A 23064-nucleotide genomic window follows, 5' to 3' on the forward strand; every position below is an offset into this window, starting at 1 on the left:
GCGCCCTCAAACGATAGCACAAACGGAACAAGAACCTTGCCAGAGCCGACCAACAATTATCAGTGGCAGACGCTAGACCGCGATCTGAACCGTTTCTCGCGGGTTGAATATGCCACCAACTACGTCTCTCGCCCACTGGTCGGGGTGGGGGTCTCGCTTGTGTTCATCGTGCTGGCCACGCTGGCGGCGGCCCTGATCATCGGACGCGAGCCGGGCTCGCTCATCGTGATCGCGGCAGCAGCCTTCGGCGCCTATATGGCGCTCAACATCGGCGCCAATGACGTGGCCAACAACATGGGGCCCGCGGTCGGGGCCAATGCGCTGTCGATGTTCGGCGCCATCGCCATCGCGGCGATCTTTGAAAGCGCCGGGGCGCTGCTGGCCGGCGGCGATGTCGTCTCGACCATCTCCAAGGGCATCATCGACCCCTCCAGCGTCGCCACCACCCGCGTCTTTGTCTGGGCGATGATGTCGGCGCTGCTTTCGGCGGCGATCTGGGTCAACCTCGCCACTTGGATCGGCGCACCGGTCTCTACCACCCACTCCGTCGTCGGCGGCGTCATGGGGGCAGGGGTCGCGGCGGCAGGCTTTGGCGCGGTGCAATGGGGCACGATGGGGGCCATTGCCGCCAGCTGGGTGATCTCGCCCCTGCTCGGTGGCATCATCGCCGCCGCCATGCTCGCCTTCATCAAATCCCGCATCATCTATGCTGAGGACAAGATCGCTGCGGCCCGCAAATGGGTGCCGGTTCTGATCGGCCTGATGACCGCAGCCTTTGCCACCTACCTTGCCCTAAAAGGCCTCAAGCACCTGTTCGAAGTCACCATGGGCCAGGCCCTGCTGATCGGCGCAGGCCTCGGTCTGGGCAGCTGGCTCGTCGCGATCCCGCTGATCCGGCGCCAGTCACGCGGCCTTGAAAACCGCAACCGCTCGCTCAAGGTGCTGTTCGCCTTCCCGCTGGTCGCCTCGGCGGCTCTGCTGTCCTTTGCCCATGGCGCGAACGACGTGGCCAACGCTGTCGGCCCTCTGGCGGCGATCGTGCACGCCCAGCACTTCGGGGCAGCAGCAGGCGAAGTGGTGATCCCGATGTGGGTCATGGTGATCGGCGCCTTCGGCATCTCCTTCGGTCTGATCCTGTTCGGCCCGAAACTGATCCGCATGGTCGGCAACCAGATCACCAAGCTGAACCCGATGCGCGCCTATTGCGTCTCGCTCTCGGCGGCCCTGACGGTGATCCTCGCCTCCTGGCTCGGCCTGCCTGTCAGCTCGACCCATATCGCGGTGGGCGGCGTCTTCGGCGTCGGCTTTTACCGCGAATGGTACATGGAAAAGCGCGCCCGCTCCTCCGCTCAGGCCCGCCCCACTGTTCCGGGCCATGCCGCCGAGGAACGCCGCCGCCGCAAACTGGTGCGCCGCTCGCACTTCATGACGATCATCGCGGCTTGGGTGATCACTGTCCCCGCCGCCGCCCTGATGTCGGCACTCATGTTCCTGCTGCTCGGAGGCCTGCTCGGCTGACCGCCCGGATACCGTTCAGATACCGACCGGATACCGACACTGCAATTTCGCCCCTCAGAGGCCTAGCGCAGGCCGCATGAGACAAGCCCCCCCCTGTCATCTTGCCCGAAATACTTCGGGGGAGGCCGCAGGCCGGGGGCAGCGCCCCCTGCGACACTACATCCCCGCGTGTCCTGCCCTCTGCCCATTCAAACATGCCGCGAAAATGGATATATGGCGGGATAACAACGACGGAGCATCCGATGACAATGGTCACAGACATCCCCACCCGAGAGCTGAAGCCCGCCATGCTGCGCGGCGCCCGTGGTCGCTGCCCGCGTTGCGGCGAGGGGCATTTGTTCAGCAAATACCTCAAGATAGGCGATGCCTGTTCAGAGTGCGGCCTGGATCTGACACATCAGCGCACCGACGACGGTCCGGCCTATATCACCATCCTCATTGTCGGCCACGTCGGGGTCTTCATGCTGACGACGCTGTTTCACTACATGTCCGAGCACCCTCTGGCGCTGGCGCTGATCATGTCGACGGTGTGCTTTGGCCTGGCCCTGCTGATGCTGCCCCGGGTCAAAGGGGCCATGGTCGGTCTGCAGTGGGCCAAGCGGATGCACGGGTTTTAGGTTTTTAAGTCAGGCCCTTAGCCCACCGGCGTCAGCAATGCCTCGCCTGCGAAATGCGCGGCGAGGTTGTCGACCACCAGTTGTGCCATCGCATCCCGCGTCTCGACAGTGCCGCTGGCGTGGTGCGGGGACAGCGTGACAGTGTCGAGGTCGGTCAAGGCCTTGTCCGGACCAGGTTCGCTGGCAAAGACGTCCAGCCCCGCAGAGCCGAGCCTGCCGTCTTTCAGCGCGGCGATCAGCGCCGCCTCATCCACGACACTGCCGCGCGCGATATTGATCAGCGTGCCCTGAGGCCCGATGGCCTCGATCACGTCTTGCGACACCAGAGCCTGCGTCCCCGCGCCGCCCGGTGTTGCGACGACAAAAATATCAGACCACTGCGCAAGGGCTTGCGGAGTCTCGAAAAATTCAAAGTCCACCGGCTTTTCAGAGCGCGCACTATAGCCCACCTGCAGGCCGAAGGGCAGGCAGCGCTCGGCAATCGCCTGGCCGATCCGACCCAGGCCGAGGATGCCAACCCTCTTGCCTCTGAGCGCCGAGGTCAGTGCAAAAGGCCCCTTCTGTGCCCAGGTGCCGGAGCGGACATATTCATGCCCCTCCACCAGTCGCCGCCGCGTCATCAGGATCATTCCGAGTGCGATATCGGCCACGTCGTCGGTCAACACATCCGGCGTGTTCGTCACATGGATACCCCGCGCGGCGCAGGCCGTCAGATCAATCGCATCCGTCCCGACACTGGAGGTTGCGACGATCTCAAGCGCCGGGAGAGCCGCGATCTCAGCCGCAGTGATGCCCCGTCCCCCAGTCGTGACCGCCGCGCGGACACTGGGGGCCACCTCAGCGAGAAAACTCGCAGGATCTGCCGCAAGATCAAGGCGGTGCAGGGTGTAGGCCGCGTCGAGCTGGCGCATCTGATCGGGCCGGATTGCGGACAGGACAAGAAGGTCGGGCTGGGGCATCGGGTCTCTCCGAAGGGGGTGGAACAGGGGCCCGGCCGCCCCCTATTGTGGGGGGGGCGGCCGGGGGTTTCAGGGACGGGGAATCACCGACCTTGCGTCTTGCGCCAGAGCGCGAACTTTTGCAGGTTCTCATCCTTGGTCCCGGGATACAGCCCGATGATCGCCGCGCCGGCCTTCACCTCGTCCAGCACGAAATCCTCATACACCGTCATTTCGACAGCCTCGTCCGCGACCTCATCCGCGATCCCGGCGGGGATGACGATGACACAATCCGCATCTCCCACGATCACGTCGCCGGGAAAGACCGGTGCGTCTCCGCAGCCGATTGGGCCATTGATTTCAATGGCTTCGTTGCAGGTCAGGTTGGTCGGGCTGGAGGGGCGCATGTGGTAAGCCGGGATCTCGAGATCGGCGATGGTGGCCGCATCACGAAAGCCACCGTCGGTGACCACGCCCGCGCCGCCACGCATCATCAGCCGCGTGATCAGGATATCGCCAGCCGAGGCCGCCTCGGCGCTTTTGCGGCTGTCCATGACCATGACGTGCCCGGGTGGGCAGGTCTCGATCGCGACGCGCTGTGGATGCTCGGGATTGCGGAATTCGACGAGTTGGTTGCGGTCCTCACGTGCCGGCATGTAGCGCAGCGTGAAGGCGGGCCCGACCATGTTGGCACCCTTGAAGCCGATCGGGTGCACTCCCTGAATGACCTGATGCCGCAGGCCACGTTTGTAGAGCGCGGTGGCGAGTGTCGCGACCGACACCCCCATCAGTTTTTCGCGGGTTTCTTCTTTCATTTCAATAACTCCTCCTCACTCGAGGTCATCGGGCAGGACGCCCTGAGGGATGTTCTGGAAACAGACGGGGCGCAGGAAGCGGCGGATCGACAGGGTGCCGACGGAGGTCGCGCCAAAGTTGGTCGAGGCGGGGTAGGGGCCGCCGTGCACCATGGCGTCGGCGACCTCGACCCCGGTGGGGAAACCGTTGGCCAGAACCCGACCGGCCTTGCGCTCCAGGATCGGCAGCAGCTTGCGGGCGAGGTCCTTGTCGGCGTCGTCCATCTGGATCGTCGTGGTCAGCTGGCCCTCGAAACCGCGGGCAAGGCCGAGCATCTCTTCGGGGTCGCTGATGCGCACGATCAGGCCGAGCGGGCCAAAGACTTCCTCGCCCAAGGCGTGGTCCTGGAGGTAGGCGTCGGCGTCAGTCTCATAGAGGTTCGGCCTGGCGGTGCGTCCCTCGTTTTCGGTGGACAGCAAAGGGGTTACGGCATTGCGCCCCTCAAAACGGGCCTGCCCGTCGCGGTAGGCCTTGGCGATGCCGGCGGTCAGCATGACCTGCGCGCCGGTGGCGGAAAGGGCCTCTTTCGCGGCGGCGACAAAGGCGTCGCCCTCAGGCCCCTTGGCGATGACGGCGATGCCGGGGTTGGTGCAGAACTGGCCCGCGCCCATGGTCAGCGACCCGGCCCAGCCGGTGCCGATTTCAGCGCCGCGCGCGGCGGCGGCGGCGGGCAGCACGAACATCGGGTTGACCGAGCCGAGCTCGCCGAAGAAGGGGATCGGCTCGGGGCGCTGTGCGCAGAGGTCGAACAGCGCGCGACCGCCGCCGAGCGAGCCGGTGAAGCCGACGGCCTTGATCAGCGGATGGGTCACGAGGGCTGCGCCGACCGCGCGATTGCCGCCTTGGATCAGAGAGAAGACGCCGGGGTGGAGGCCGCATTTTTTACGCGCGGCATCAATGGCTTCGGCGATGATTTCACCGGTGCCGGGATGCGCGGAGTGGCCCTTGACGACGACGGGACAGCCCGCAGCCAGCGCGGCGGCGGTGTCGCCCCCGGCGGTGGAAAAGGCGAGCGGAAAGTTCGAGGCCCCAAAGACCGCGACGGGGCCGATCGGACGCTGGATCATGCGCAGCTCGGGACGCGGCGGGGTGCGGTCGGGCACAGCGGCGTCGACGCGGATGTCGAGGTAGTCACCCTTGAGGATATGCTCGGCAAAGAGGCGCAGCTGGCCGGTGGTGCGGCCTCGCTCGGCATTCAGACGCGCCTCGGGAAGGCCGGTTTCGGAGGTGCCGATGGCGGTGACAGCCTCGGCGCGGGCTTCGATTTCATCCGCTATGGTGTTGAGAAACTGCGCTCTTTCGGCGCGCGAGGTATAGGCGTAGCTCCAGAACGCCTCCTCTGCGGCGGCGCAGGCCTGCGCCACGAGGGCTTCGGTGCCGACGGAGAAATCATGCGCGGAACCCGTGGCGGGATCGGAGGCGAAGGTCTGCGCGGTGGCGACCCAGTCGCCGGCGATCAGGTGTTTGCCATGCGGGGTGAAGGCGGAGGCTGTGCCATCCATGAGAGGCTCCTTTCGAGGTGTCGGTATCGGGTCGGTAAGTGGTCGGTATCTGAACGGTGCGATTTCTGGCGGCTCCCACTGGCGCGCTTTTGTCGTTTCCCTGTTGTAAATATCCCGGGGGAGGCCGCAGGCCGGGGGCAGAGCCCCCTGCGCACCAGACACAGGGGGCTCTGCCCCCGGCCTGCGGCCTCCCCCGAAGTATTTCTGGCAAGATGATGGAGCGGCCACAGCGCGGGGAGGCTGGGATGGGTCAGATCAGGGCGTTGCGGGTCAGGAAGTCTTGCAGGCGGGTTTGCTGGGCGGCGGTCAGGGGCCACGCTGAGGGCGGGCGGGTTGGGCCGCAGTCGTTGCTGAGCGCCATGAGGGCGGCTTTGACGCCGGTGACGTTGGTGCCGTTGAGTTCTTCTGCGCGGATGTCCTCGAAGGCGCGCATCTCGGCGATGAGGGCGTTGGCTTTTGGGTAGTCGCCGGCGTCGAGGGCGGCATGGATCGCGAGGGAGCGTTCGGGCCAGATGTTGATCAGGCCGGAGGTGAAGCCGCGCGCGCCGACGGCGTAGAAGGCGGGGGCCCAGACCTCGGCCAGGCCTCCGACCCAGGTGATCGAGGGGTCGCAGGCGGCGATGGCATCGGCCAGTTTCTGGACGTTCGGCGTGGCCCATTTGACGCCCTTGACGCCGTCGATATCGCAGAGCGCCTTGATGCCTGCGGTGCCGATGGCGTCGTTGCGCAGGTAGAGCATGATGGGCAGGCCACCGGAGGCCTCGGAGATCGCCCTGACGTAGTCGACCGTGCCGCGTGGGGCGACGAAGGGGTCGGGGGCTGGTGGATCATCAGGGCGGTGGCGCCGGCCTCGGCGGAGGCTTCGGCCAGTTTGCAGGCGTCGCGGATGCCGCGACCGATGCCGGCGAGGACCGGGGCACGGCCATCGACCATGGCGCAGACCTCGGCCGCCATGGTGCAGGCCTCGTCCGTGGTCAGGGCGTAGAATTCGCCGGTGTTGCCGTTGACGACGGGCATGTGCAGGCCCGCGTCGAGGGCGCGGTCGAGGATGGGGGTGAGTTTTTCCGGGGCGATGTTGCCTGCCGCGTCATAGGGGGTGACGAGGATGCCGGAGATGCCGGAGAGGGCGGTGTCGAGATCGAGCATGGGGGTGTCCTCAGAAAATGTCGGGTTCGGGGGCGGTCCTGCCGAAGTCGGCCTCGAGGTAGTCGAAGTCGCAGCCCTTGTCGGCCTGCGTCACGTGGCGCGAGAACATGTAGCCGTAGCCGCGTTCGTACCGGGGCTGGGGGGGCTGCCAGTCGGCGCGGCGGCGGGCGAGTTCTGCATCATCCACCAGCATGTTCAGGCTGCGGTTTGGCAGGTCGAGGCGGATGATGTCGCCGGTTTTCAGCAGGGCGAGCGGGCCGCCGATGAAGCTTTCGGGGGCGACGTGCAGCACGCAGGCGCCGTAGGAGGTGCCGGACATCCGCGAATCCGAGATCCGCAGCATGTCGCGGTGGCCCTGCTTGATCAGCGCCTTGGGGATCGGCAACATGCCCCATTCCGGCATGCCGGGGCCGCCCTGGGGACCTGCGTTGCGCAGCACCAGCACCGTGTCCGGCGTGACGTCGAGGTCTTCGTCGTCGATGGCTTTCTTCATCTCGGGGTAGCTGTCGAAGACCAGGGCCGGGCCTTCGTGGACGTGGTATTTCGGGTCGCAAGCGGCGGGTTTGATCACCGCGCCGTCGGGGCAGAGGTTGCCGCGCAGCAGGGCCAGCGAGCCTTCCTTGTAGACCGGGTTCGACAGCGGGCGGATGACGTCATCGTTGTAGACCACCGCGCCTTCGAGGTTTTCGCCCAGCGTCTTGCCGGTGACGGTGAGGCAGGTGGTGTCGAGGCGTTGCTCCATCTGTTTCATCAGGGCGCGCAGGCCACCGGCGAAGAAGAAATCCTCCATCAGGTAGTCCTTGCCCGAGGGGCGGACGTTGGCGATCAGCGGCGTGGTGCGGCCCAATGCGTCTAGGTCATCGAGGGTCAGGTCGACACCGGCGCGGCGCGCCATGGCGATCAGGTGGATGACGGCGTTGGTGGAGCAGCCGGTGGCCATGGCGACGATGGCGGCGTTCTGCACCGCAGCCGGGGTGATGATCCTGGAGGGCGTGAGGTCTTCCCACACCATCTCGACAATGCGGCGACCACATTCGGAGGACATGCGCATGTGGCCCGAGTCGACCGCCGGGATCGACGACGCGCCGGGCAGGGTGAGGCCCATGGCATCGGTGATCGCCGTCATGGTCGAGGCGGTGCCCATGGTCATGCAGGTGCCCGCCGAGCGCGCGATGCCGCCCTGGACGCCGAGCCATTCCTCGTCCGAGATATTGCCCGCGCGGCGTTCGTCCCAGTATTTCCACGCATCCGAGCCGGAGCCGAGGATCTTGCCTGCGTAGTTGCCGCGCAGCATCGGCCCGGCGGGCAGGTAGATCATCGGCACGCCTGCGGTGATGGCGCCCATGACGAGGCCGGGGGTGGTCTTGTCGCAGCCGCCCATCAGCACCACGCCGTCGAGGGGGTGGGCGCGGATCTGTTCTTCGGTCTCCATCGCCAGCATGTTGCGGTAGAGCATCGAGGTCGGCTTGTTGAAGCTTTCATCAACGGAGAGGGCGGGCATTTCCACCGGCAGGCCACCGGCCATGGTGACACCGCGTTTCACGTCACGCACCCGCTCGGGGAAGTGGCTGTGGCAGGAGTTCAGCTCGGACCAGGTGTTGAGGATGCCGATGATCGGTTTGTCGCGGTACTCGGCGTCCGTGTAGCCGAGCTGCATCATCCGGGAACGGTGGCCGAAACTGCGCAGATCGTCGGGCGCAAACCAGCGGGCTGAACGGAGCTGGTCGGGGGGCTTGCGGGGGCCTGTCGACATGGGTTTCCTCCTCTGGAAAGGCTGTCGTTTGTATTTTTGTATGCGCATACATAAGTGCGCGTCAACTGCAATGAATGCGGATTCTGCAGAAATGAAACGGCTTGACAGAAGGTGGCGCGGCATGTTTTTAGATTATGTATGCGCTTACATTGGTGCGTTCCAGCGTCAGGAGAGCGCTTGGAATAGGAACTGGATGGGCCGCTGCGGCGGTTCAGGGAGGATCAGATGAAGATCAATCGCAGAACACTTCTTGCCGCGGCGTCGGCTGTCGCGCTGCTGGCGCAACCGATGATCGCGCAGGCGCAAAACCTGCCGCGCAACATGCGCATGGTGATCGGGTCGAAATCGACCGGCGGCGATACCTATCAGGCCTCGGCGATGGTGGCGGATGCGCTGTCGGAAAAGCTCGGGATCAACATCAAGGTGGATGCCGTCGGCTCCTCCGAAGCGTTCAAGGTGCTGGAGCGCGACAAGCGCGGCACGACGATCATGATGTTCCACGATCAGGCCTACCTCGGGCATCTGTACGGCGTGACCGGCTATGACGATATCTTTGCCAATTACAACATTGGCCCGACGGTCGCGATCAACCCTGGCAACGCCTATCTGGTCGCCGCCGATTCGCCCTATCAGAGCATGCAGGACATCCTGCAGGCTGCCGCCGATGGCACCCGCGTGCGTGTGGCGATCCAGCCCGGTGGCGTCTCCGAGATCGGCTTTTCCGCTATGAAGAATGCCGCCAAGGTACTGAACCCCGGGTCGGAAGAGAACATCGTGCCGGTCAACACCGGGTCGCAGTCCGACAAGAACCAGGCGATGTGGGATGATCTGGCGGATGTGATCAACGGCTCGATCCAGGGCAACGAACAGTTCACCCAGCTGCCCGCCGACGACGTTAAGGCGATGCGCTTTGTCTGGATCACCGCGCGCCCCGAGACGCTGGAGCAGGCACCCGAGGCCGGCATGGGCGGCACCAGCCGCGACGAGATGCTGAAGCACGCCAGCCCCGCCACCAGCGTGACGCTGGACGGGTCCAAGGATTTCACTTTCGATAAGGAATTCTTCCTGCTTTATAACAAGGACATGGACCCCGCCGTCTCCGAGGCGATCGATGCCGCACTGACCGAGATCTATGCCGATGGCGAGATCCAGAAGCGTCAGAAAGAGGCCTTCTTCATGCCCAACTTCCTGCCCGCGGCCGAGGCCAAGGCGCATCTGGAAGACAAGAACGCCACCTACGCCAAGGTCATCGACCAGATCTCCGCGGGGAACTGAGGCCTGAACCGGACCCGGCCAGAGACGCTCTGGCCGGGGTTTCCCGCGTGTGCGGTGCCCGGTGCCGGGATCACGACCGAATAACCAAGACTGAAAGGGAGGGGGAGGCAGCATGGGCGACCTGACCCGCGTGACGATCGACTTTCAAACCTCGCATCTGATTTTTCCGACGCTGATCGCCTGCGTGCTGGGCCTGCTCGGGCTGGCGGTGCTGATCCGCGACCGCAGCAAAATCGCCGCTGCCGTGCCTTACTGGCGCGGTGTGCTGGAGGGCATGGACAAGCTGCGCTTCTTCGGCGCGCTGGTGCTGACGCTGCTCTACTTCTCGCTGATGGTGCCGGTCGGAAACATCTGGCCGAACACCGGCCTGGGGTTCCTGCTGTGCTCGATCCCCTACCTGCTGGCGACGGGGCTGCTGTTCATGCACGAACGCCCCCTGCGTCAGGTGCTGCCGTTGCTGATCGTCGCCGTCGTCGGCCCGGTCTTCGTGTGGTGGCTGTTCACCTATCCCCTGTTCCTGTCCCTTCCCTGAGGCCGCACACATGCTGGAAATTCTCACGCCGCTGTTCCTGTCGCTGATCGTCGGTGGCACGCTGGTCGGTATCATCTTTGGCGCCATTCCGGGCATGACGGCCACCATGGCTGTCGCTGTCTGTCTGCCGCTGACCTATTCACTGGGGCTGGAAAACGGCCTCGCGCTGTTGCTGGGGCTCTATGTCGGGGGCATCTCGGGCGGGCTGGTGCCGGCGATTCTGCTCGGGATTCCGGGCACGCCAAGTTCGATCACCACGACGTTCGACGGCTATCCGATGGCGCAACGGGGCGAGGGCGAGAAGGCCCTGCGCATCGGCATCGTGTCGTCCTTCGTCGGCGGCATCATCAGCCTGATCGTGCTCTGGCTGTTCGCGCCGACACTGGCCGATTTCGCCATCAAGTTCAGCTACGTCGAAAAATTCCTCATTATTTTCTTCGCGATGACCGTCATGGCGGCACTATCGTCGGACATGCTGATGGGCGTCTTCTCGGGCGTACTCGGCGTCTTCATCAGCCTGATCGGCACCTACGACATCTCGAATGGTGGCAACGGTGAGCTGCGGCTGATCCCGCCGGGCACCGAGTACTGGCTCGAGTCCGGCTTTTCCCTGTTGCCGGTGCTGATCGGATTGTTCGGGCTGGCCGCCATTCTGGAGCAGGCCGAGATCGGCGTGCCCAAGGGGCATTCGGCGAAGGATCTGCAGGTCGGCAAGTCGTCGTCGTTCTCCTTCCGGATCTTCGCAACCAATGGTGTGAACCTTGTACGCTCGTCGCTGATCGGGACGTTTGTGGGGATCCTGCCAGGGGTGGGGGGCTCTGCGGCCTCGATCATCGCCTATACCAACGCCAAGACCTTCTCCAAGACGCCGGAGAAGTTCGGCAAGGGCGAGCCTGCGGGCATCATCGCGTCGGAGTCAGGCAACAACGGGCTGACCGGGGGCGCGCTGGTGCCGCTGCTGAGCCTTGGTATTCCCGGCGATTCCACCACTGCTCTGCTGATCGGGGCGTTTACGCTTCAGGGCATTCAGGTGGGACCGCTGTTCATCGGCAACAACCCTGTGACCTGGGACGCGATGATCATCGCCATGCTGATCGCCAACGTCGCGATGTTCGTCATGATGTATTTCGCCATCCGCTACTTTGCTCTGGTGGTGACGATCCCCAAGCACATCCTGTTTCCGGTCATCCTGATGATGTGCGTGATCGGCGCCTATACCATCAACTACGGCATCATGTTCGACGTCTGGACGCTGCTGATCTTCGGGGTTTTCGGCTGGCTTGCCAGTAAGATAGGCATCGAGGTCGCGCCCTTCATCATCGGTTTCATCCTGGGGCCGTCGGCCGAGGTCTACTTCGTCAAGAGCCTTGAGAGCTTCGGAGATCTGACGATCTTCTTCACCAAGAGCTGGATTGCGGTGCTGCTCTGGGTGCTGATCCTGGGGTCGATCGTGGGGTCCGTGCTGATGTCGCGCAAGCAACGCCGGATGAACCAATAGGGCGCGCATGGCTCAGAGGCTTGCGCTGGCGCGCCGGGGGGCCGAAAGATGTGTCCGATGGATGAGCATGAACATAACGCCGCCTCCCGCGATGCGGGGGGCAGGGCCGCAGGGCGCAAACCGGCGCGCGGCGTCACGATGGAGACGGTGGGCCGCCTTGCCGGGGTGTCGCAGGTTACTGTCAGCCGGGCGCTGAGTGATCCGTCGAAAGTGTCGCCCAAGACCCTCGCAAAGATCCACGAAGCCATTGAAATGACGGGCTTTGTGCCGAACGCTCTGGCGGGGGCGCTGGCGTCTAGCAAGTCAAAGCTGATCTCGGCTCTGGTGCCCTCGATCCGCAATTTCGTCTATGCGGGGATGGTGCAGGCGTTCAGCGCGGTGATGCGCGACAATGGCTATCAGATCATGCTGTCCGAGACCGGATTCGAACCCGAGGAGGAGGAAAAGCTGATCGCCGCCCACCTGTCGCGCCGCCCCGATGCAATGATGCTGACCGGCATTCACCATTCTGCGCAGGCGCGGCGGATGCTGCTGGGCGCCGATATTCCGGTGGTCGAGGTCTGGGATATCACCGACTCGCCCATTGATGTCTGCGTCGGGTTTTCCCATGCCGATACCGGGCGCGCGGTGGCCGAGTTTGCCCATGCCAACGGCTATCGTCAGGCCGGATGCGTGGCCGCCGGGGACGAACGCGCCCGCCGTCGCGCGCGCGCCTTTTCCGAACGTTTCAAGGCACTTGGCGGCGAAGGCGTGGCGATTGCACAGTTCGACGCTCCGGCCAGTCTGGAGCGGGGGCGGCAGGGGCTGGCGCAGCTGATGGACGCGCAGGGATTTAGCGGCGGCGTTGTCTTCTGCAGCTCGGATCTGCTGGCGCATGGGGTGCTTGTGGAGGCGCGCGAGCGTGGCTTGCAGGTGCCGGGACAGCTGGCTGTGATCGGCTTCGGCGATCAGGATTTCTCGGCCTTTGTCACGCCTGCGATCACCACGGTCCGCGTGAATATGGAGGCCTTTGGCCAATCCGCCGCGCGTGCCGTGCTGGAGCGGATCGAGGCGCAGCGCGGTGATCAATCGGTGATCGACCTCGGGTTCGAGATCGTGCGGCGCGAGTCGGCCTGAGCGGCCCAAACCCCCGAAATTGGGATGTCGGTATCTGGTCGGTATCCGGGCGGTATCTGAACGGTGCGATTTCAGCCCAGTTCGGCGACCAGATCCGGCAGCTCGGCAAAGCGGGAGAACCGCCCGGCGCAGTCGATCGCCTCGGCCGGGCCCTTGGGATAGCCTTCGGTGAACAGCAGAAAGGGCACCGCAGCGGCATGGGCGGTTGCGGCGTCCGTCTCGCTGTCACCGACATAGAGCGCGTGGGTGTCGCCGAGGTTGGCCAGGATCGCCAGCAGCGGTGCCGGGTCGGGCTTGCGCTGGGGCAGGGAGTCGCCGCCCAGCATGACATCGAAATATTCCGCCAGCCCGAGGTGGGCGAGCACGGCGCGCGCCGGTCGCGCCGGTTTGTTGGTGCAGACCCCAAGGCGATGGCCCGCAGCGCGCAGCGACTCCAGCGTTTCAGCGACGCCGGGATAGGCGGTGGTCTGCCCGACAGCGGTGTCGTAACGCGCAAGGAAGCCCTTGTGCAGGGTGTCATAGCCCTCCGGGTCCAGCCCGCGCGCGGCGATCATGCGCTGCAGGAAGGTCGGCACGCCCTCGCCCATAAAGGCGCGGGTCTCGGCCAGGGTCAGAGGCGGCTGATCGGGTGGCAGCAGGGCGTTGGCGATGCCCTGCACATCGGCTGCGCTGTCGATCAGGGTGCCGTCGAGGTCAAAGACGATCCGGGTCATGCGAGGCGGCCTTTCATGCGGGTTCGTCGCGGGTCTGACTTCCTTATGGCGCAAGAGGCGGCATTGGTCGCGGGAAATCGGGGGGGCGGGAAAAAAGACCGCAGCTGCTTGAAACCCGCCCAGCTGCCGTGTCAGGTGGCGGCGATCGCCAAGGCCCGCCCGCGCGGGCCGCTGCGCCCATAACATGAAGACATCAAGATCATGCCTGAGCATCTGTTCCTTCTGGCCCTTGCGGCGTTTGTCGTCGGGCTGGCCAAGGGCGGGCTGTCGTCTGCCGGGGCGCTGTCGGTGCCGCTGCTGAGCCTGTTCATGGACCCTTTGCAGGCCGCCGGGGTGATCCTGCCGGTCTATATCGCCAGCGACATGATCGCGGTGTATCTGTACCGGCGCAATTTCTCGGTGCAGAACCTGAAGGTGCTGGTTCCGGCGTCGCTGGTCGGCATCGTCATCGCCATGGTGATTGCGCCGCTGGTGCCGGTGGCCGGGGTCATTCTGGCGACGGGGCTGATCGGGTTGATCTATTGCCTGCAGGTGGCCTGGGTACGGCTGAAGGGCGGACAGGACGCGCGGCCGTTTTCAGCGCGGCGCGGTTGGGTGTTCGGCATACTCTGCGGCATCACCAGCTTTATCTCGCACAATGGCTCGCCGCCGTTTCAGGCCTTCATGCTGCCGCAGAAGCTGGAGAACCTGACCTTTGCGGGCACGGCGACGATCCTGTTCGCGATCATCAATATCTCGAAGATCCCCGCCTATACCGAGCTGGGGCTGTGGGATCAGATCGAGCTTGTGCGGATGCTGTGGATGATCGGCGTCGCAATCTGTGGCGCGTTCATCGGGCGCTGGCTGGTGGCGCGGTTGCCCAAGTGGTTCTACATGGGGATGATCCAGATCATGCTGTTCTGCGTGTCGGTCTTCCTGATCTACGAGGCGCTGAGCGCGCTTCTGTGATCGCTCACATCGGCCGGGTTTCGGTGACATAGGTTTCAAAGAAGTCCGAGAAGGTGGCAAGGCGCGTCGGCAGCCGGTCGTAGGGCGGGTAGTAGAGCGTCAGCCAGAGCTCGGGCGGGGTCCAGTCGGGCAGGACCGGGCGTAGGGTACCGGCTTGCAGCGCATCGGCAGTGATGAAGCGCGGCAGCAGGGTGATGCCTTCGCCGTTGATCGCGAGGCGTGCGGTCAGGTCGCCGTTGTTGCTGGAGAGCACCGCCCCGGCGGTGATGCGACGGCGGCTGGCGCCATTGGCCAGATCCCAGACCTCAGGCCCCGCGTCGGAATCGTAGCCGATGCAGGTGTGGCGGGTCAGATCTTCGGGCGTCTCCGGGGTGCCATGGGCGTCGAGGTAGCGCGGGGAGGCGACCAGCAGGCGCGGCACCCGGCAGATCTTGCGCCAGATGGTCAGCTTGTCCTTGGGGGGTTCCGAGATGCGGATGGCGAGGTCGGTGTTTTCCGAGACAATGTCGATCATGCGGTCAGTCAGGGTCAGGGCGACACTGACACGCGGATGCAGGGTGCGGAACTGAGCGATGACGTCGGGCAGCACCCGTTCGCCCATCGACATCGGCGCGTTGATGCGGATCAGCCCGGCGGTCTGGGACTGGCCATCGCGGATATCCTCGGTCGCGTCGTCAAAGCCCTGCACCAGCGGCGCCACCCGCGCGGCATAGGCGGCCCCCGCTGAGGTGAGCGAGACCTGCCGCGTGGTGCGCAACAACAGCTGCACGCCAAGCTTTTCCTCAAGCGCGTTGAGGCTGCGGGTGACGGAGGGCGGGGTCATACCAAGGGTGCGGGCGGCGGCGACAAAGCTGCGCTGCTCGGCCACGGCCAAAAACACCTTGATGGATTCGAGGTCGCCCATGGGGGAAGGATGCCTGATTGTTGCGATATGTGGAATAGTGAACCGAAGATTATTGTTATTCTCTATTGGCGGCACTGGGGCCATGTTGGGTGCAGGCAAAGACACCGGCCAGCACACAGGCTGGTCCCCAGACAGAGGGCTGACCCTACAAAAGGTCCGGCGCCCCTCAAGGAGCGAACACATGGCACTGAATATCAATGGTCTGCACCACGTCACCTCGATCGCGTCGGATGCTCAGGAAAACAGCGACTTCTTCACCAAATCCCTCGGGCTGCGGCGCGTCAAGAAAACCGTCAACTTCGACAGCCCCGATACCTATCACCTCTATTATGGGGATGAGGCGGGCAGCCCCGGGTCGGTGATGACCTACTTTCCGTTCCGCAATGCCGGGCGCGGTCGCCCCGGTGTCGGGGAAGTCAGCGAGACGCAGTTCTCGATCCCGAAAGGGACGGTTGGTTACTGGAGCGAGCGCCTCGGCAATCGCGGCGTTTCGGGTCTGAAGGAAACCGAAGTGTTCGGTGAGAAGCACCTGCGCTTCAAGGGTCCGGATGGTGATGGCTTCTCGCTGGTGGAAGTGGCGGATGACACGCGTGCTGGCTGGACCGGCGCGGGTGTCAGCGACGCGGAAGCGGTGCGCGGGTTCCGTGGGGCCACGCTGCGGCTGCGCGACGGTGCGGCGACAGGCGAGCTGCTGACCTTCATGGGCTACCAGAAGGTCGACACGCAGGGCAATGTCACCCGCTATGGCGTGAACGACGGCAATGGCGCGGACTTCGTCGATGTCGAAACGCTGCATGGGGCGAGCTTTGCCCAGCAGGGCGCAGGCTCGGTGCACCATATCGCGTTTTCGGTGAAGGACCGTGCGGTTCAGCTGGAGGTGCGCAAGGCACTGATGGACACAGGCTATCAGGTGACACCGGTGATCGACCGTGACTATTTCTGGGCGATCTACTTCCGCACCCCCGGTGGTGTGCTGTTCGAGGTGGCCACGGACGAGCCCGGCTTTGACCGCGACGAATCCCCCGCCAAGCTGGGCACCGCGCTGAAACTGCCGAAACAGCATGAGCGGATGCGCAAACAGATCGAGGCCTATCTCGACCCGATCAAGGATTGATGCCGAGCGGCGCGGAGGGGCAGGCCCCCTCTGCGCCATCCGGTTCCCAGAATGACAGGAGGCAGAGATGTCCCAACTCGACAAACACGTCTATCAGAGCGTGGCCGTACCCGGCGCGCCGATCGTTTTCGCCTTTCACGGCACCGGAGGGGATGAGACGCAATTTTCCGATCTCATCGCTGATGTGCTGCCCGAGGCGGGTATCATTGCGCCGCGCGGCGATGTCTCGGAACACGGGGCGAACCGGTTCTTTCGCCGCACTGGCGAGGGGGTCTATGACATGGCCGATCTGGCGAAACGGACAGAGGCGATGATTGCCTTCGTGCGGGCCCGTCAGGCGGCCAATCCCGGCGTGCCCTTCTATGCGCTGGGCTATTCCAACGGCGCGAATATTCTGGCGGCGATGTCGTTTGTTGCGCCGGATCTGTTTGAGCGCACGGCGCTGCTGCACCCGCTGATCCCCTGGACGCCGGAGCCTGTCGCGGGCCTGAAAGGCGCGAAGGTGCTGATCACCGGTGGGCGGCGCGACCAGATCTGCCCGCTGCCGCTGACCGAGGCGCTGGCGACCTATTATCGCGGGCAGGGGGCCGATCTGACGGTTAGTCTGCATGACGGAGGCCATGAGTTGCGCCCCAATGAGGTGACGGCTCTGCGGGCCTTTTTCCGCTGACACAGCAGTTGTTAACGAGTGATCCTGTTTCTGCCGCCGTCCGTGGAGTGTCCCGGGCGGCGGTTTGCGTGTGGCGCGCGCGCCTTCACCTGCCGTTGAGGGACCTTGCCTGAGGGTGCCAGAGGCCCAAAATAACGCTCTCAATCCCGTGCCGGTTGAGGCATAGGGGAAGGGCAGGCAGGAGATACAGATGCAAGACGAGACCGGCAGTCCCCCCCAGACACCGCAGGCCCCGACACCCGACAGCCGCCACCCCTTGCGCCGGTTGTCGCTGCCCGAGGTGATGCGCCGACATGCGGCGCTGGTGCTGACGGCGGTGCTGTTTCTGGCCGGGATCTATGCGCTCTATCGCTTGCTGGCACCGCTGGACATGAAGGTCGTGCTGGGCCAGATCCGCGCGACCCCGCCGCATCTGGTGGCGGGCGCACTGGCGGCGACGGTGGTCGGCTATATCGCTTTGATCGGGTACGACTGGTCGGCGATGCGCTATATCGGCAAGAAAGTGCCCTTTGGCGCGACGGCGCTGGGCAGCTTTCTAGGCTATTCCATGGGCAATACCATCGGCCTGAGCGCGGTGTCCGGGGGCGCGGTGCGCTATCGGATCTATTCGGCGCTGGGCCTGGATGCCTATGATGTTGCGGCGATTTCTACCTTTGGTGCGGTGTCCTACGGGGTTGGCGCGACGCTGATCGGGCTGATCGCGCTGGCGCTGGATCCGGTGTCGCTGGAGGGGCTGGTGGCGCTGTCGACCGCCACCTTGCAGACGCTGGCCTGGTGCGGGGTGGCGGTGATCGTGGCTGTGCTGATCTGGGTGACGCAGCGCGGCGGGGCGCTGCAGATCGGGCGGTTCTCGATGCGCGCGCCGACATCGGTCGAGACGCTGCGCCAGCTTTGCATCACCTCCACCGATGTCGCCATGGCGGCGCTGGTGCTCTATCTGCTGCTGCCCACCGGCGCGGTGCCCTATGTCAACGTGCTGGCGGTGCTGGCGGTCGGCACGCTGATCGGCGTCGCGAGCCATGTGCCCGGCGGGATCGGCGTGTTCGAGAGCGTGGTTCTGGCGGCGCTGCCTGCCTCGGTGCCGGTCAACGATGCGGTGACGGCGCTGCTGCTGTTCCGGCTGATCTATTTCCTGCTGCCCTTCGTTCTGGCCCTCGCGCTGCTGTCGCTGACCGAGATCTGGGGCAGTGCCGCACAGCGCATCGCGGGCGTCGCGGGCCTTGCCCCCGTGGTGCGGGCCGGGCGGTCGCTGATCCCGACGGCGACGGGCGTGCTGGTGCTGCTCTCGGGTCTTTACATGATGTTCGCGGGAATCCTGCCGAACCCGCGCATTTCCCCCGAGGAGATCGAGACCTTCCTGCCGCTGGCGCTGGTCGCGGGCGGGCCGATGCTGTCCTCGGTGCTGGGGTCGTTCATGGTGGTGCTGTCGATCTCGCTGTTCCGCCGCTCGCGCATGGCGTTCTGGCTGGTGCTGGCGGTGCTGGTCTATGGCGCGGCGCTGGCGGCCTGGCGCAGCCATGACCTCGACCGGGTGGTGACGCTGGGGGGCATGGCGCTGATCCTGCTGCCCTGCCGGCATGAGTTCTACCGCAAGGCGCGGTTTTCGCAGGGGTTGCTGTCGGCGCAGTGGATCGTCTTCACGCTGGCGATCATCGCGTCGCTGGCGCTGACATGGTCACTGGTGCACGAGGGGCGCGCGCCGCGGGACATGATGTGGTGGCAGGTGATGGGCGACGCCCCCGCTGTCGCTGCCTGGCGGGCGGTCTTCACCGGCGCGGTGCTGCTGAGCGCGGTTCTGCTCTATGCCGGGCTGCGCGCCGCGCGCACGCTGACCAGCCTGCCCGACACTGCCGAACTGGACGCCGCGCAGGCGCTGATCGCGGCGCATGGGCGCGGCGGCGACATGATCGCGGTGACGGGGGACAAGATGCTGATGTTCGGTCCGGCGGGCAAATCCGTGCTGTCCTATGCGGTCAAGGGCACCAGCTGGATCGCCATGGGTGCGCCGGTGGGCGAGGCCGAGGATGTCGAGGATCTGTCCTGGGCGTTTCACGACGCTGCCCGCGCCGCAGGGGCGCGCCCGGTGTTCTACGAGGCCGATCCGGGCTTTACCGAACAGGCGATCGATATGGGGCTGACCCTGCACAAGATGGGCGAAGAGGCGGTGGTGCCCCTGACCCGCTTTTCGCTGGAAGGACCTGCCCGCAAGAAGCTGCGCACGACGCACGCCCGCGCGGGCCGGGACGGGCTGGTGCTGGAGCTGGTCGCGCCGCCGCACGCGGAGGAGCTGATCACCGGGTTGCGCGGTATCTCAGACGACTGGCTGGGCCAGCACGCGGCGCGCGAAAAGCAGTTCTCGGTCGGGCGCTTTGATGCGACCTGGCTGGGGCGCACCCGTGTCGCGCTGCTGCGCCACAACGGCGTGCTCTGCGCCTTCGCCAACCTGATGGAGAGCGAGCGCGGCTGCGCTGTCGACATGATGCGCTATCGGCAGGGCGCGCCGACGGGGACGATGGAGTTTCTGTTCACCGAGTTGATGTTGCAGCTGAAGGCCGAGGGCTGCACCGAGTTCAGCCTTGGCATGGTGCCCTTTGCCGGTCTGCCGGGGCGGCGGGGTGCGACGCTCTGGGCGCGGTTCGGCAATCTGGTCTATTCGCGCGGCGAAAAGCTTTATAATTTCGAGGGCTTGCATCGCTTCAAGTCAAAGTTCGATCCCGATTGGCAGCCGCGCTATTTCTGCTGCCGCTCGGCGCTGCCGCCTGTTGGCCCGCTGGCGGACGCCGCCCGGCTGATCGCAGGCTCGGCGCGCGGCATCGTCGGCAAGTAGCGCGGGGTGTTGTCGCTGATGAGGGCCTGCGCCGCCTGTGGCGCGGGCTGAGGGGGCAGGGTGGCGCATACGGCGCACACTGGTTCATGCCAGCTAGACCTAGGCTCTCAGCGAGCCTCTCAGGCGGCCTGCCTGGATGTCACGGAAGACGCCCGCAGACGGGCGCACCGCCGCGTTACACGGAAAGCGACCGCACCGCCGGAGCGGCGTCGAATGCTTTGATTTATTTGAGTGAGTTGGCTGGGATGGTAGGAGCCGCAAAGGCCTGTCCAGCATTTAAGAAAATATTGATAATCAGATGTTTATCGGATCGTCGCAGCAGAGAAGAGACGCTTCTGTGTAAACTGTTGTGTAGATTCTCATGTAACCTCTACCTGCCTTCGATAGCCTCAAGATTTCGATGTGTATAGGTTCTTGATGGTGCGATACCTTCCTCGGGTACGGGCTCGCGGGCGCATCCCGAGCCACATCGGGGGGGCGTTGCCGCAAATATTTCGGAAGCTATGGTGCCGAGCCTGGGCGCCGTTGCCATGGTCGGCGCGTAACCCGAGGTGCGAGTGTGTCCGAGGTCGGCGATGCGCATAGAGCGGCCCCCTCAAACCCGGTTTTTCGACAACGGGCGACATGTTTCGTGCCGAGATGTCGCCAGCAAAAGCGGCCAGTCGCGGCGGGCGCAGGGCCGACTGTCAGCACAGCCTAGTAGTCCACCGCTAATCCACAACGCTATGAGGCAATAAATCGCATTTTGGGTGCGGTGTGAGCGTTGGCGCCCTCACCCAGAAAAACCTGTTCGAACTGGGCACTCATCAGATCGCCCTCCACCGCTGCATAGAACACGAGGCGAAGATGCCGATCTTGGTCAACGACAAATGTCGAGTGGCTGAACGTGACGCGACCTACCGCTTCAATGTTGAAGCTGCGCTGACCCTCGCAGGATCCGTTGACCCGATGATCTGCCCACAAATGCCGAAACTGGCTTGAGACCGATTGTAGCCGCTCGACCAGCTCCTGCATGTCGGGCCTCTCAACGGCCTGCGCGAAGTCACGACGAAAACTTGCGACGATCTGGGGCGCCTGGTGAGGCCAGTTCTCGACGCGCCCGCTCAGCCGGTCGTCAGAGAAGTACATCCATAGCATGTTTCGATGTTCGGCGGGACGCGCGTCGAAGCCGAACACCCTGTCAGCAGCGGCATTCCATCCGATCACGTCCCACCTGAGATTCATGACGAAAGATGGTCGTACTGGCAGATCTTCAAGCAGCCTCCTGACCAGCGGGGGCAATACGCACCAAGTTTTTGCGGGAGCGGAGGGAGGCCGTTGCTGTGCAAGAAGGTAGAGGTGCTTGCGCTCATCCCCGTCCATCTTCAAAGCGCGGGCGACATTGTCCAGAAAGGCTGACGAGACGCTGATCTCGCGTCCCTGCTCGAGCCACGTGTACCAGCTCAACCCGACCCCTGCGAGTGTGGCGACCTCTTCTCGCCGCAACCCCGGTGTCCGACGCCGAGTTCCAATTGGCAGGCCGACCTCTTCCGGCCGGATGGCTGCTCTTTTCCGGCGAAGAAACTCCGAGAGTTCGGAACGGGTGCGTGAGAGGCGGGATGCTGTCATGAGACCTCTAGTCATAGGATAACTTCCCTCATTGTAACAGCATGAGTGTCGCGCGACATGCAATTTCCATCGAAAGGAAATTAAATGTCCTCTGACCTATTGCTCACCTCAGCCTCTCCGCCTCGGGCTCGCGCCCAGATCGCGCTGCTTTTGGGGGGCTTCATAACAATCTTCGATCTCTTCGTGGTCAATGTCGCGATACCTGCGATCCGTACCGACCTGAACGCCAGCCTTTCTGATATCGCGTTTGTCGTCGCTGGCTATGAGCTGTCCTTTGGTGTCTTGCTGATCGCCGGAAGCCGCCTCGGCGATCGCTACGGTCGGCGCAAGGTTTTCATGCTCGGCATGCTGGGCTTCACACTTGCGTCGATCCTGTGCGGTCTCGCGACCAGTGCATCCATGCTCATTCTGGCGCGCCTCGTTCAGGGCGCGGCTGCAGGGATGCTCTTTCCGCAGGTCTACACAATGTTGCGCGTGCTCTACGACGAGAACGGGCGTAGACGCGCTTTTGGTTTTCTGGGCATGACACTTGGCTTTGCCGCTATTGCGGGTCAGGTGCTCGGTGGATGGATCGTAACAGCGGATTTCGCGGGCCTCGGATGGCGCTCGGTCTTCCTGATCAACCTCCCCGTCGGAGTGATCGGCCTGGCCTGCGCCGCCACAATTGTGGAAACGTTCAGCGAAGACGGCAGCCGCATCGACAAGCTTGGTACACTTCTGGCCTCTGGGACACTGTTGCTGGTTTTGTTTCCGCTACTGGAAGGCGCAAAATTTGGCTGGCCGCTGTGGATATGGGCATGTTTCATGGCTGCCATCCTGCTTGCAGTACTCTTCGTAGCCTGGGAGCGAAAACTGCGGGAATCCGGCGGTGCTCCCGCGGTAGATCTGGAATTGTTCAGCAACCCTGCCTTCAGTGCTGGTTCCTTGGTGGTTCTCCTCGTTTACTCGACCTCCACCTCTTTCTTCCTGTGTTTCGCGTTGCTCGTGCAAACCGGGTTTGGTCTGTCGGCTTTCGACGCGGGCACATTATTTGCTCCCGCAAGCGTCGCCTTCGTGGCGGCTTCCCTCATAGCGCCCAGACTTGTCGCGAAATTCGGCGACCGCCTTTTAGCAGTCGGAGCCCTGATCTACGCCCTCGGAACAGGCTGGGTCATCGCGATTGCTGTCAGTTTGACGAGTGCTGACGAAGCACATCGCCTGTTGCCCGCGCTGATCCTATTCGGATTCGGGCAAGGGCTTTCGATGACACCATTGCTGAACTTTGTGAGTGGCCTCGTTCCAGCCCGCCAGGCTGGAATGGCGGGCGGCATCATCTCGACCATGCAACAGATCGGCGGTGCTTTTGGCGTCGCTCTCGTCAGCATCCTATTCGGAGAGCTGCTCGGCGGGGGAGAGGCGTTGGCCTATACTGCAGCTTTTGCCGGGGCGCTTGCCTACAATATCGTTGCACTGGTGATAGTAGCTGGCGTTCTGATCAGTTTGGCACGGAGGGCGAACTAGCAGGTCATCTCGATGAATGGTGACGGCGAA

The 23064-nt window shown here is 64.4% G+C and carries 19 protein-coding genes and 1 pseudogene; 11 read left to right on the forward strand and 9 right to left on the reverse strand.

The genetic code is table 11. From position 1 onward, the window contains the following. The first annotated feature begins 36 nt into the window (after positions 1-36). Positions 37-1518, forward strand: coding sequence for an inorganic phosphate transporter (locus F3W81_RS19255; protein WP_193081099.1), 1482 nt, complete (start codon positions 37-39; stop codon positions 1516-1518). A 242-nt stretch (positions 1519-1760) separates the two neighbouring features. Further along, positions 1761-2135: a DUF983 domain-containing protein gene (locus tag F3W81_RS19260; RefSeq protein WP_193081100.1), complete on the forward strand. Its 375-nt coding sequence runs from the start codon at positions 1761-1763 to the stop codon at positions 2133-2135. 17 nt (positions 2136-2152) lie between these two features. Here the strand turns inward: F3W81_RS19260 and F3W81_RS19265 are convergent, their stop codons facing one another. From F3W81_RS19265 to araD, 6 genes and pseudogenes are all read right to left on the reverse strand, one after another. Then, on the reverse strand, positions 2153-3094 hold the full coding sequence (locus F3W81_RS19265) for a 2-hydroxyacid dehydrogenase (RefSeq protein ID WP_193081101.1): 942 nt from the start codon (positions 3092-3094) through the stop codon (positions 2153-2155). Between the two features lie 83 nt (positions 3095-3177). Next, complete coding sequence (locus F3W81_RS19270; protein WP_193081102.1) at positions 3178-3888, reverse strand: ribonuclease activity regulator RraA; 711 nt, start codon at positions 3886-3888, stop codon at positions 3178-3180. A 15-nt stretch (positions 3889-3903) separates the two neighbouring features. After that, on the reverse strand, positions 3904-5430 hold the full coding sequence (locus F3W81_RS19275) for an aldehyde dehydrogenase (NADP(+)) (RefSeq protein ID WP_193081103.1): 1527 nt from the start codon (positions 5428-5430) through the stop codon (positions 3904-3906). 250 nt (positions 5431-5680) lie between these two features. Then, positions 5681-6169 (reverse strand): dihydrodipicolinate synthase family protein, encoded by a 489-nt coding sequence (locus F3W81_RS21060; protein WP_407692453.1) that lies wholly within the window; start codon positions 6167-6169, stop codon positions 5681-5683. A 137-nt stretch (positions 6170-6306) separates the two neighbouring features. Then, positions 6307-6576: pseudogene (locus tag F3W81_RS21065) on the reverse strand (dihydrodipicolinate synthase family protein); the annotation flags it as partial. A gap of 10 nt (positions 6577-6586) precedes the next feature. Beyond that, positions 6587-8329, reverse strand: coding sequence for an L-arabinonate dehydratase (araD, locus tag F3W81_RS19285; protein ID WP_193081105.1), 1743 nt, complete (start codon positions 8327-8329; stop codon positions 6587-6589). 225 nt (positions 8330-8554) lie between these two features. On the opposite strand from araD, the gene F3W81_RS19290 reads away from it, so the two are divergent. The 4 genes from F3W81_RS19290 to F3W81_RS19305 all read left to right on the forward strand — a co-directional run bounded on the left by F3W81_RS19290 (position 8555) and on the right by F3W81_RS19305 (position 12750). Then, positions 8555-9604, forward strand: a complete 1050-nt coding sequence (locus tag F3W81_RS19290) for a type 2 periplasmic-binding domain-containing protein (RefSeq protein WP_193081106.1) — start codon at positions 8555-8557, stop codon at positions 9602-9604. A gap of 112 nt (positions 9605-9716) precedes the next feature. Further along, a complete protein-coding gene (locus tag F3W81_RS19295; RefSeq protein ID WP_193081108.1) occupies positions 9717-10136 on the forward strand; it encodes a tripartite tricarboxylate transporter TctB family protein in 420 nt (139 codons plus the stop codon). Positions 10137-10146: 10 nt separating this feature from the next. Next, positions 10147-11634, forward strand: coding sequence for a tripartite tricarboxylate transporter permease (locus tag F3W81_RS19300; RefSeq protein WP_193081110.1), 1488 nt, complete (start codon positions 10147-10149; stop codon positions 11632-11634). 57 nt (positions 11635-11691) lie between these two features. Continuing rightward, positions 11692-12750 (forward strand): LacI family DNA-binding transcriptional regulator, encoded by a 1059-nt coding sequence (locus tag F3W81_RS19305; RefSeq protein WP_193081112.1) that lies wholly within the window; start codon positions 11692-11694, stop codon positions 12748-12750. 71 nt (positions 12751-12821) lie between these two features. On the opposite strand, the gene gph is transcribed toward F3W81_RS19305, so the two are convergent. Continuing rightward, positions 12822-13463: a phosphoglycolate phosphatase gene (gene gph / locus F3W81_RS19310; protein WP_193081113.1), complete on the reverse strand. Its 642-nt coding sequence runs from the start codon at positions 13461-13463 to the stop codon at positions 12822-12824. Between the two features lie 201 nt (positions 13464-13664). On the opposite strand from gph, the gene F3W81_RS19315 reads away from it, so the two are divergent. Further along, a complete protein-coding gene (locus tag F3W81_RS19315; protein ID WP_193081115.1) occupies positions 13665-14411 on the forward strand; it encodes a sulfite exporter TauE/SafE family protein in 747 nt (248 codons plus the stop codon). Between the two features lie 4 nt (positions 14412-14415). Here F3W81_RS19315 and F3W81_RS19320 read toward each other — a convergent pair whose 3' ends face one another. Continuing rightward, positions 14416-15315, reverse strand: coding sequence for a LysR family transcriptional regulator (locus tag F3W81_RS19320; protein WP_193081116.1), 900 nt, complete (start codon positions 15313-15315; stop codon positions 14416-14418). 181 nt (positions 15316-15496) lie between these two features. On the opposite strand from F3W81_RS19320, the gene F3W81_RS19325 reads away from it, so the two are divergent. The 3 genes from F3W81_RS19325 to mprF all read left to right on the forward strand — a co-directional run bounded on the left by F3W81_RS19325 (position 15497) and on the right by mprF (position 19926). Beyond that, positions 15497-16429 carry a ring-cleaving dioxygenase gene (locus F3W81_RS19325; RefSeq protein WP_193081117.1) on the forward strand — a complete coding sequence of 311 codons (933 nt, stop codon included), beginning with the start codon at positions 15497-15499 and terminating at the stop codon, positions 16427-16429. Between the two features lie 67 nt (positions 16430-16496). Further along, positions 16497-17099, forward strand: a complete 603-nt coding sequence (locus F3W81_RS19330; RefSeq protein ID WP_193081118.1) for an alpha/beta hydrolase — start codon at positions 16497-16499, stop codon at positions 17097-17099. Between the two features lie 190 nt (positions 17100-17289). After that, complete coding sequence (mprF, locus tag F3W81_RS19335; protein WP_193081119.1) at positions 17290-19926, forward strand: bifunctional lysylphosphatidylglycerol flippase/synthetase MprF; 2637 nt, start codon at positions 17290-17292, stop codon at positions 19924-19926. Between the two features lie 723 nt (positions 19927-20649). Here mprF and F3W81_RS19340 read toward each other — a convergent pair. Next, entirely contained in the window at positions 20650-21372 is a 723-nt protein-coding gene (locus F3W81_RS19340) for a helix-turn-helix transcriptional regulator (protein WP_407692454.1), read from the reverse strand. A 246-nt stretch (positions 21373-21618) separates the two neighbouring features. Here F3W81_RS19340 and F3W81_RS19345 point away from each other — a divergent pair, with 246 nt between their 5' ends. After that, positions 21619-23034 (forward strand): DHA2 family efflux MFS transporter permease subunit, encoded by a 1416-nt coding sequence (locus tag F3W81_RS19345; RefSeq protein ID WP_193081129.1) that lies wholly within the window; start codon positions 21619-21621, stop codon positions 23032-23034. The last annotated feature ends 30 nt before the right edge of the window (positions 23035-23064 follow it).

Origin of the sequence: Pseudooceanicola spongiae, from assembly GCF_014899185.1 — a bacterium.
Lineage (GTDB): Bacteria > Pseudomonadota > Alphaproteobacteria > Rhodobacterales > Rhodobacteraceae > Pseudooceanicola > Pseudooceanicola spongiae.

Coding starts and splice junctions, on each gene's coding strand:
- F3W81_RS19260 (WP_193081100.1), top strand. CDS start 1,761: ATGACAATGGTCACAGACATCCCCACCCGAGAGCTGAAGCCCGCCATG.
- F3W81_RS19265 (WP_193081101.1), bottom strand. CDS start 3,094: ATGCCCCAGCCCGACCTTCTTGTCCTGTCCGCAATCCGGCCCGATCAG.
- F3W81_RS19270 (WP_193081102.1), bottom strand. CDS start 3,888: ATGAAAGAAGAAACCCGCGAAAAACTGATGGGGGTGTCGGTCGCGACA.
- F3W81_RS19275 (WP_193081103.1), bottom strand. CDS start 5,430: ATGGATGGCACAGCCTCCGCCTTCACCCCGCATGGCAAACACCTGATC.
- F3W81_RS21060 (WP_407692453.1), bottom strand. CDS start 6,169: ATGCTCTACCTGCGCAACGACGCCATCGGCACCGCAGGCATCAAGGCG.
- araD (WP_193081105.1), bottom strand. CDS start 8,329: ATGTCGACAGGCCCCCGCAAGCCCCCCGACCAGCTCCGTTCAGCCCGC.
- F3W81_RS19290 (WP_193081106.1), top strand. CDS start 8,555: ATGAAGATCAATCGCAGAACACTTCTTGCCGCGGCGTCGGCTGTCGCG.
- F3W81_RS19295 (WP_193081108.1), top strand. CDS start 9,717: ATGGGCGACCTGACCCGCGTGACGATCGACTTTCAAACCTCGCATCTG.
- F3W81_RS19300 (WP_193081110.1), top strand. CDS start 10,147: ATGCTGGAAATTCTCACGCCGCTGTTCCTGTCGCTGATCGTCGGTGGC.
- F3W81_RS19305 (WP_193081112.1), top strand. CDS start 11,692: ATGGATGAGCATGAACATAACGCCGCCTCCCGCGATGCGGGGGGCAGG.
- gph (WP_193081113.1), bottom strand. CDS start 13,463: ATGACCCGGATCGTCTTTGACCTCGACGGCACCCTGATCGACAGCGCA.
- F3W81_RS19315 (WP_193081115.1), top strand. CDS start 13,665: ATGCCTGAGCATCTGTTCCTTCTGGCCCTTGCGGCGTTTGTCGTCGGG.
- F3W81_RS19320 (WP_193081116.1), bottom strand. CDS start 15,315: ATGGGCGACCTCGAATCCATCAAGGTGTTTTTGGCCGTGGCCGAGCAG.
- F3W81_RS19325 (WP_193081117.1), top strand. CDS start 15,497: ATGGCACTGAATATCAATGGTCTGCACCACGTCACCTCGATCGCGTCG.
- F3W81_RS19330 (WP_193081118.1), top strand. CDS start 16,497: ATGTCCCAACTCGACAAACACGTCTATCAGAGCGTGGCCGTACCCGGC.
- mprF (WP_193081119.1), top strand. CDS start 17,290: ATGCAAGACGAGACCGGCAGTCCCCCCCAGACACCGCAGGCCCCGACA.
- F3W81_RS19345 (WP_193081129.1), top strand. CDS start 21,619: ATGTCCTCTGACCTATTGCTCACCTCAGCCTCTCCGCCTCGGGCTCGC.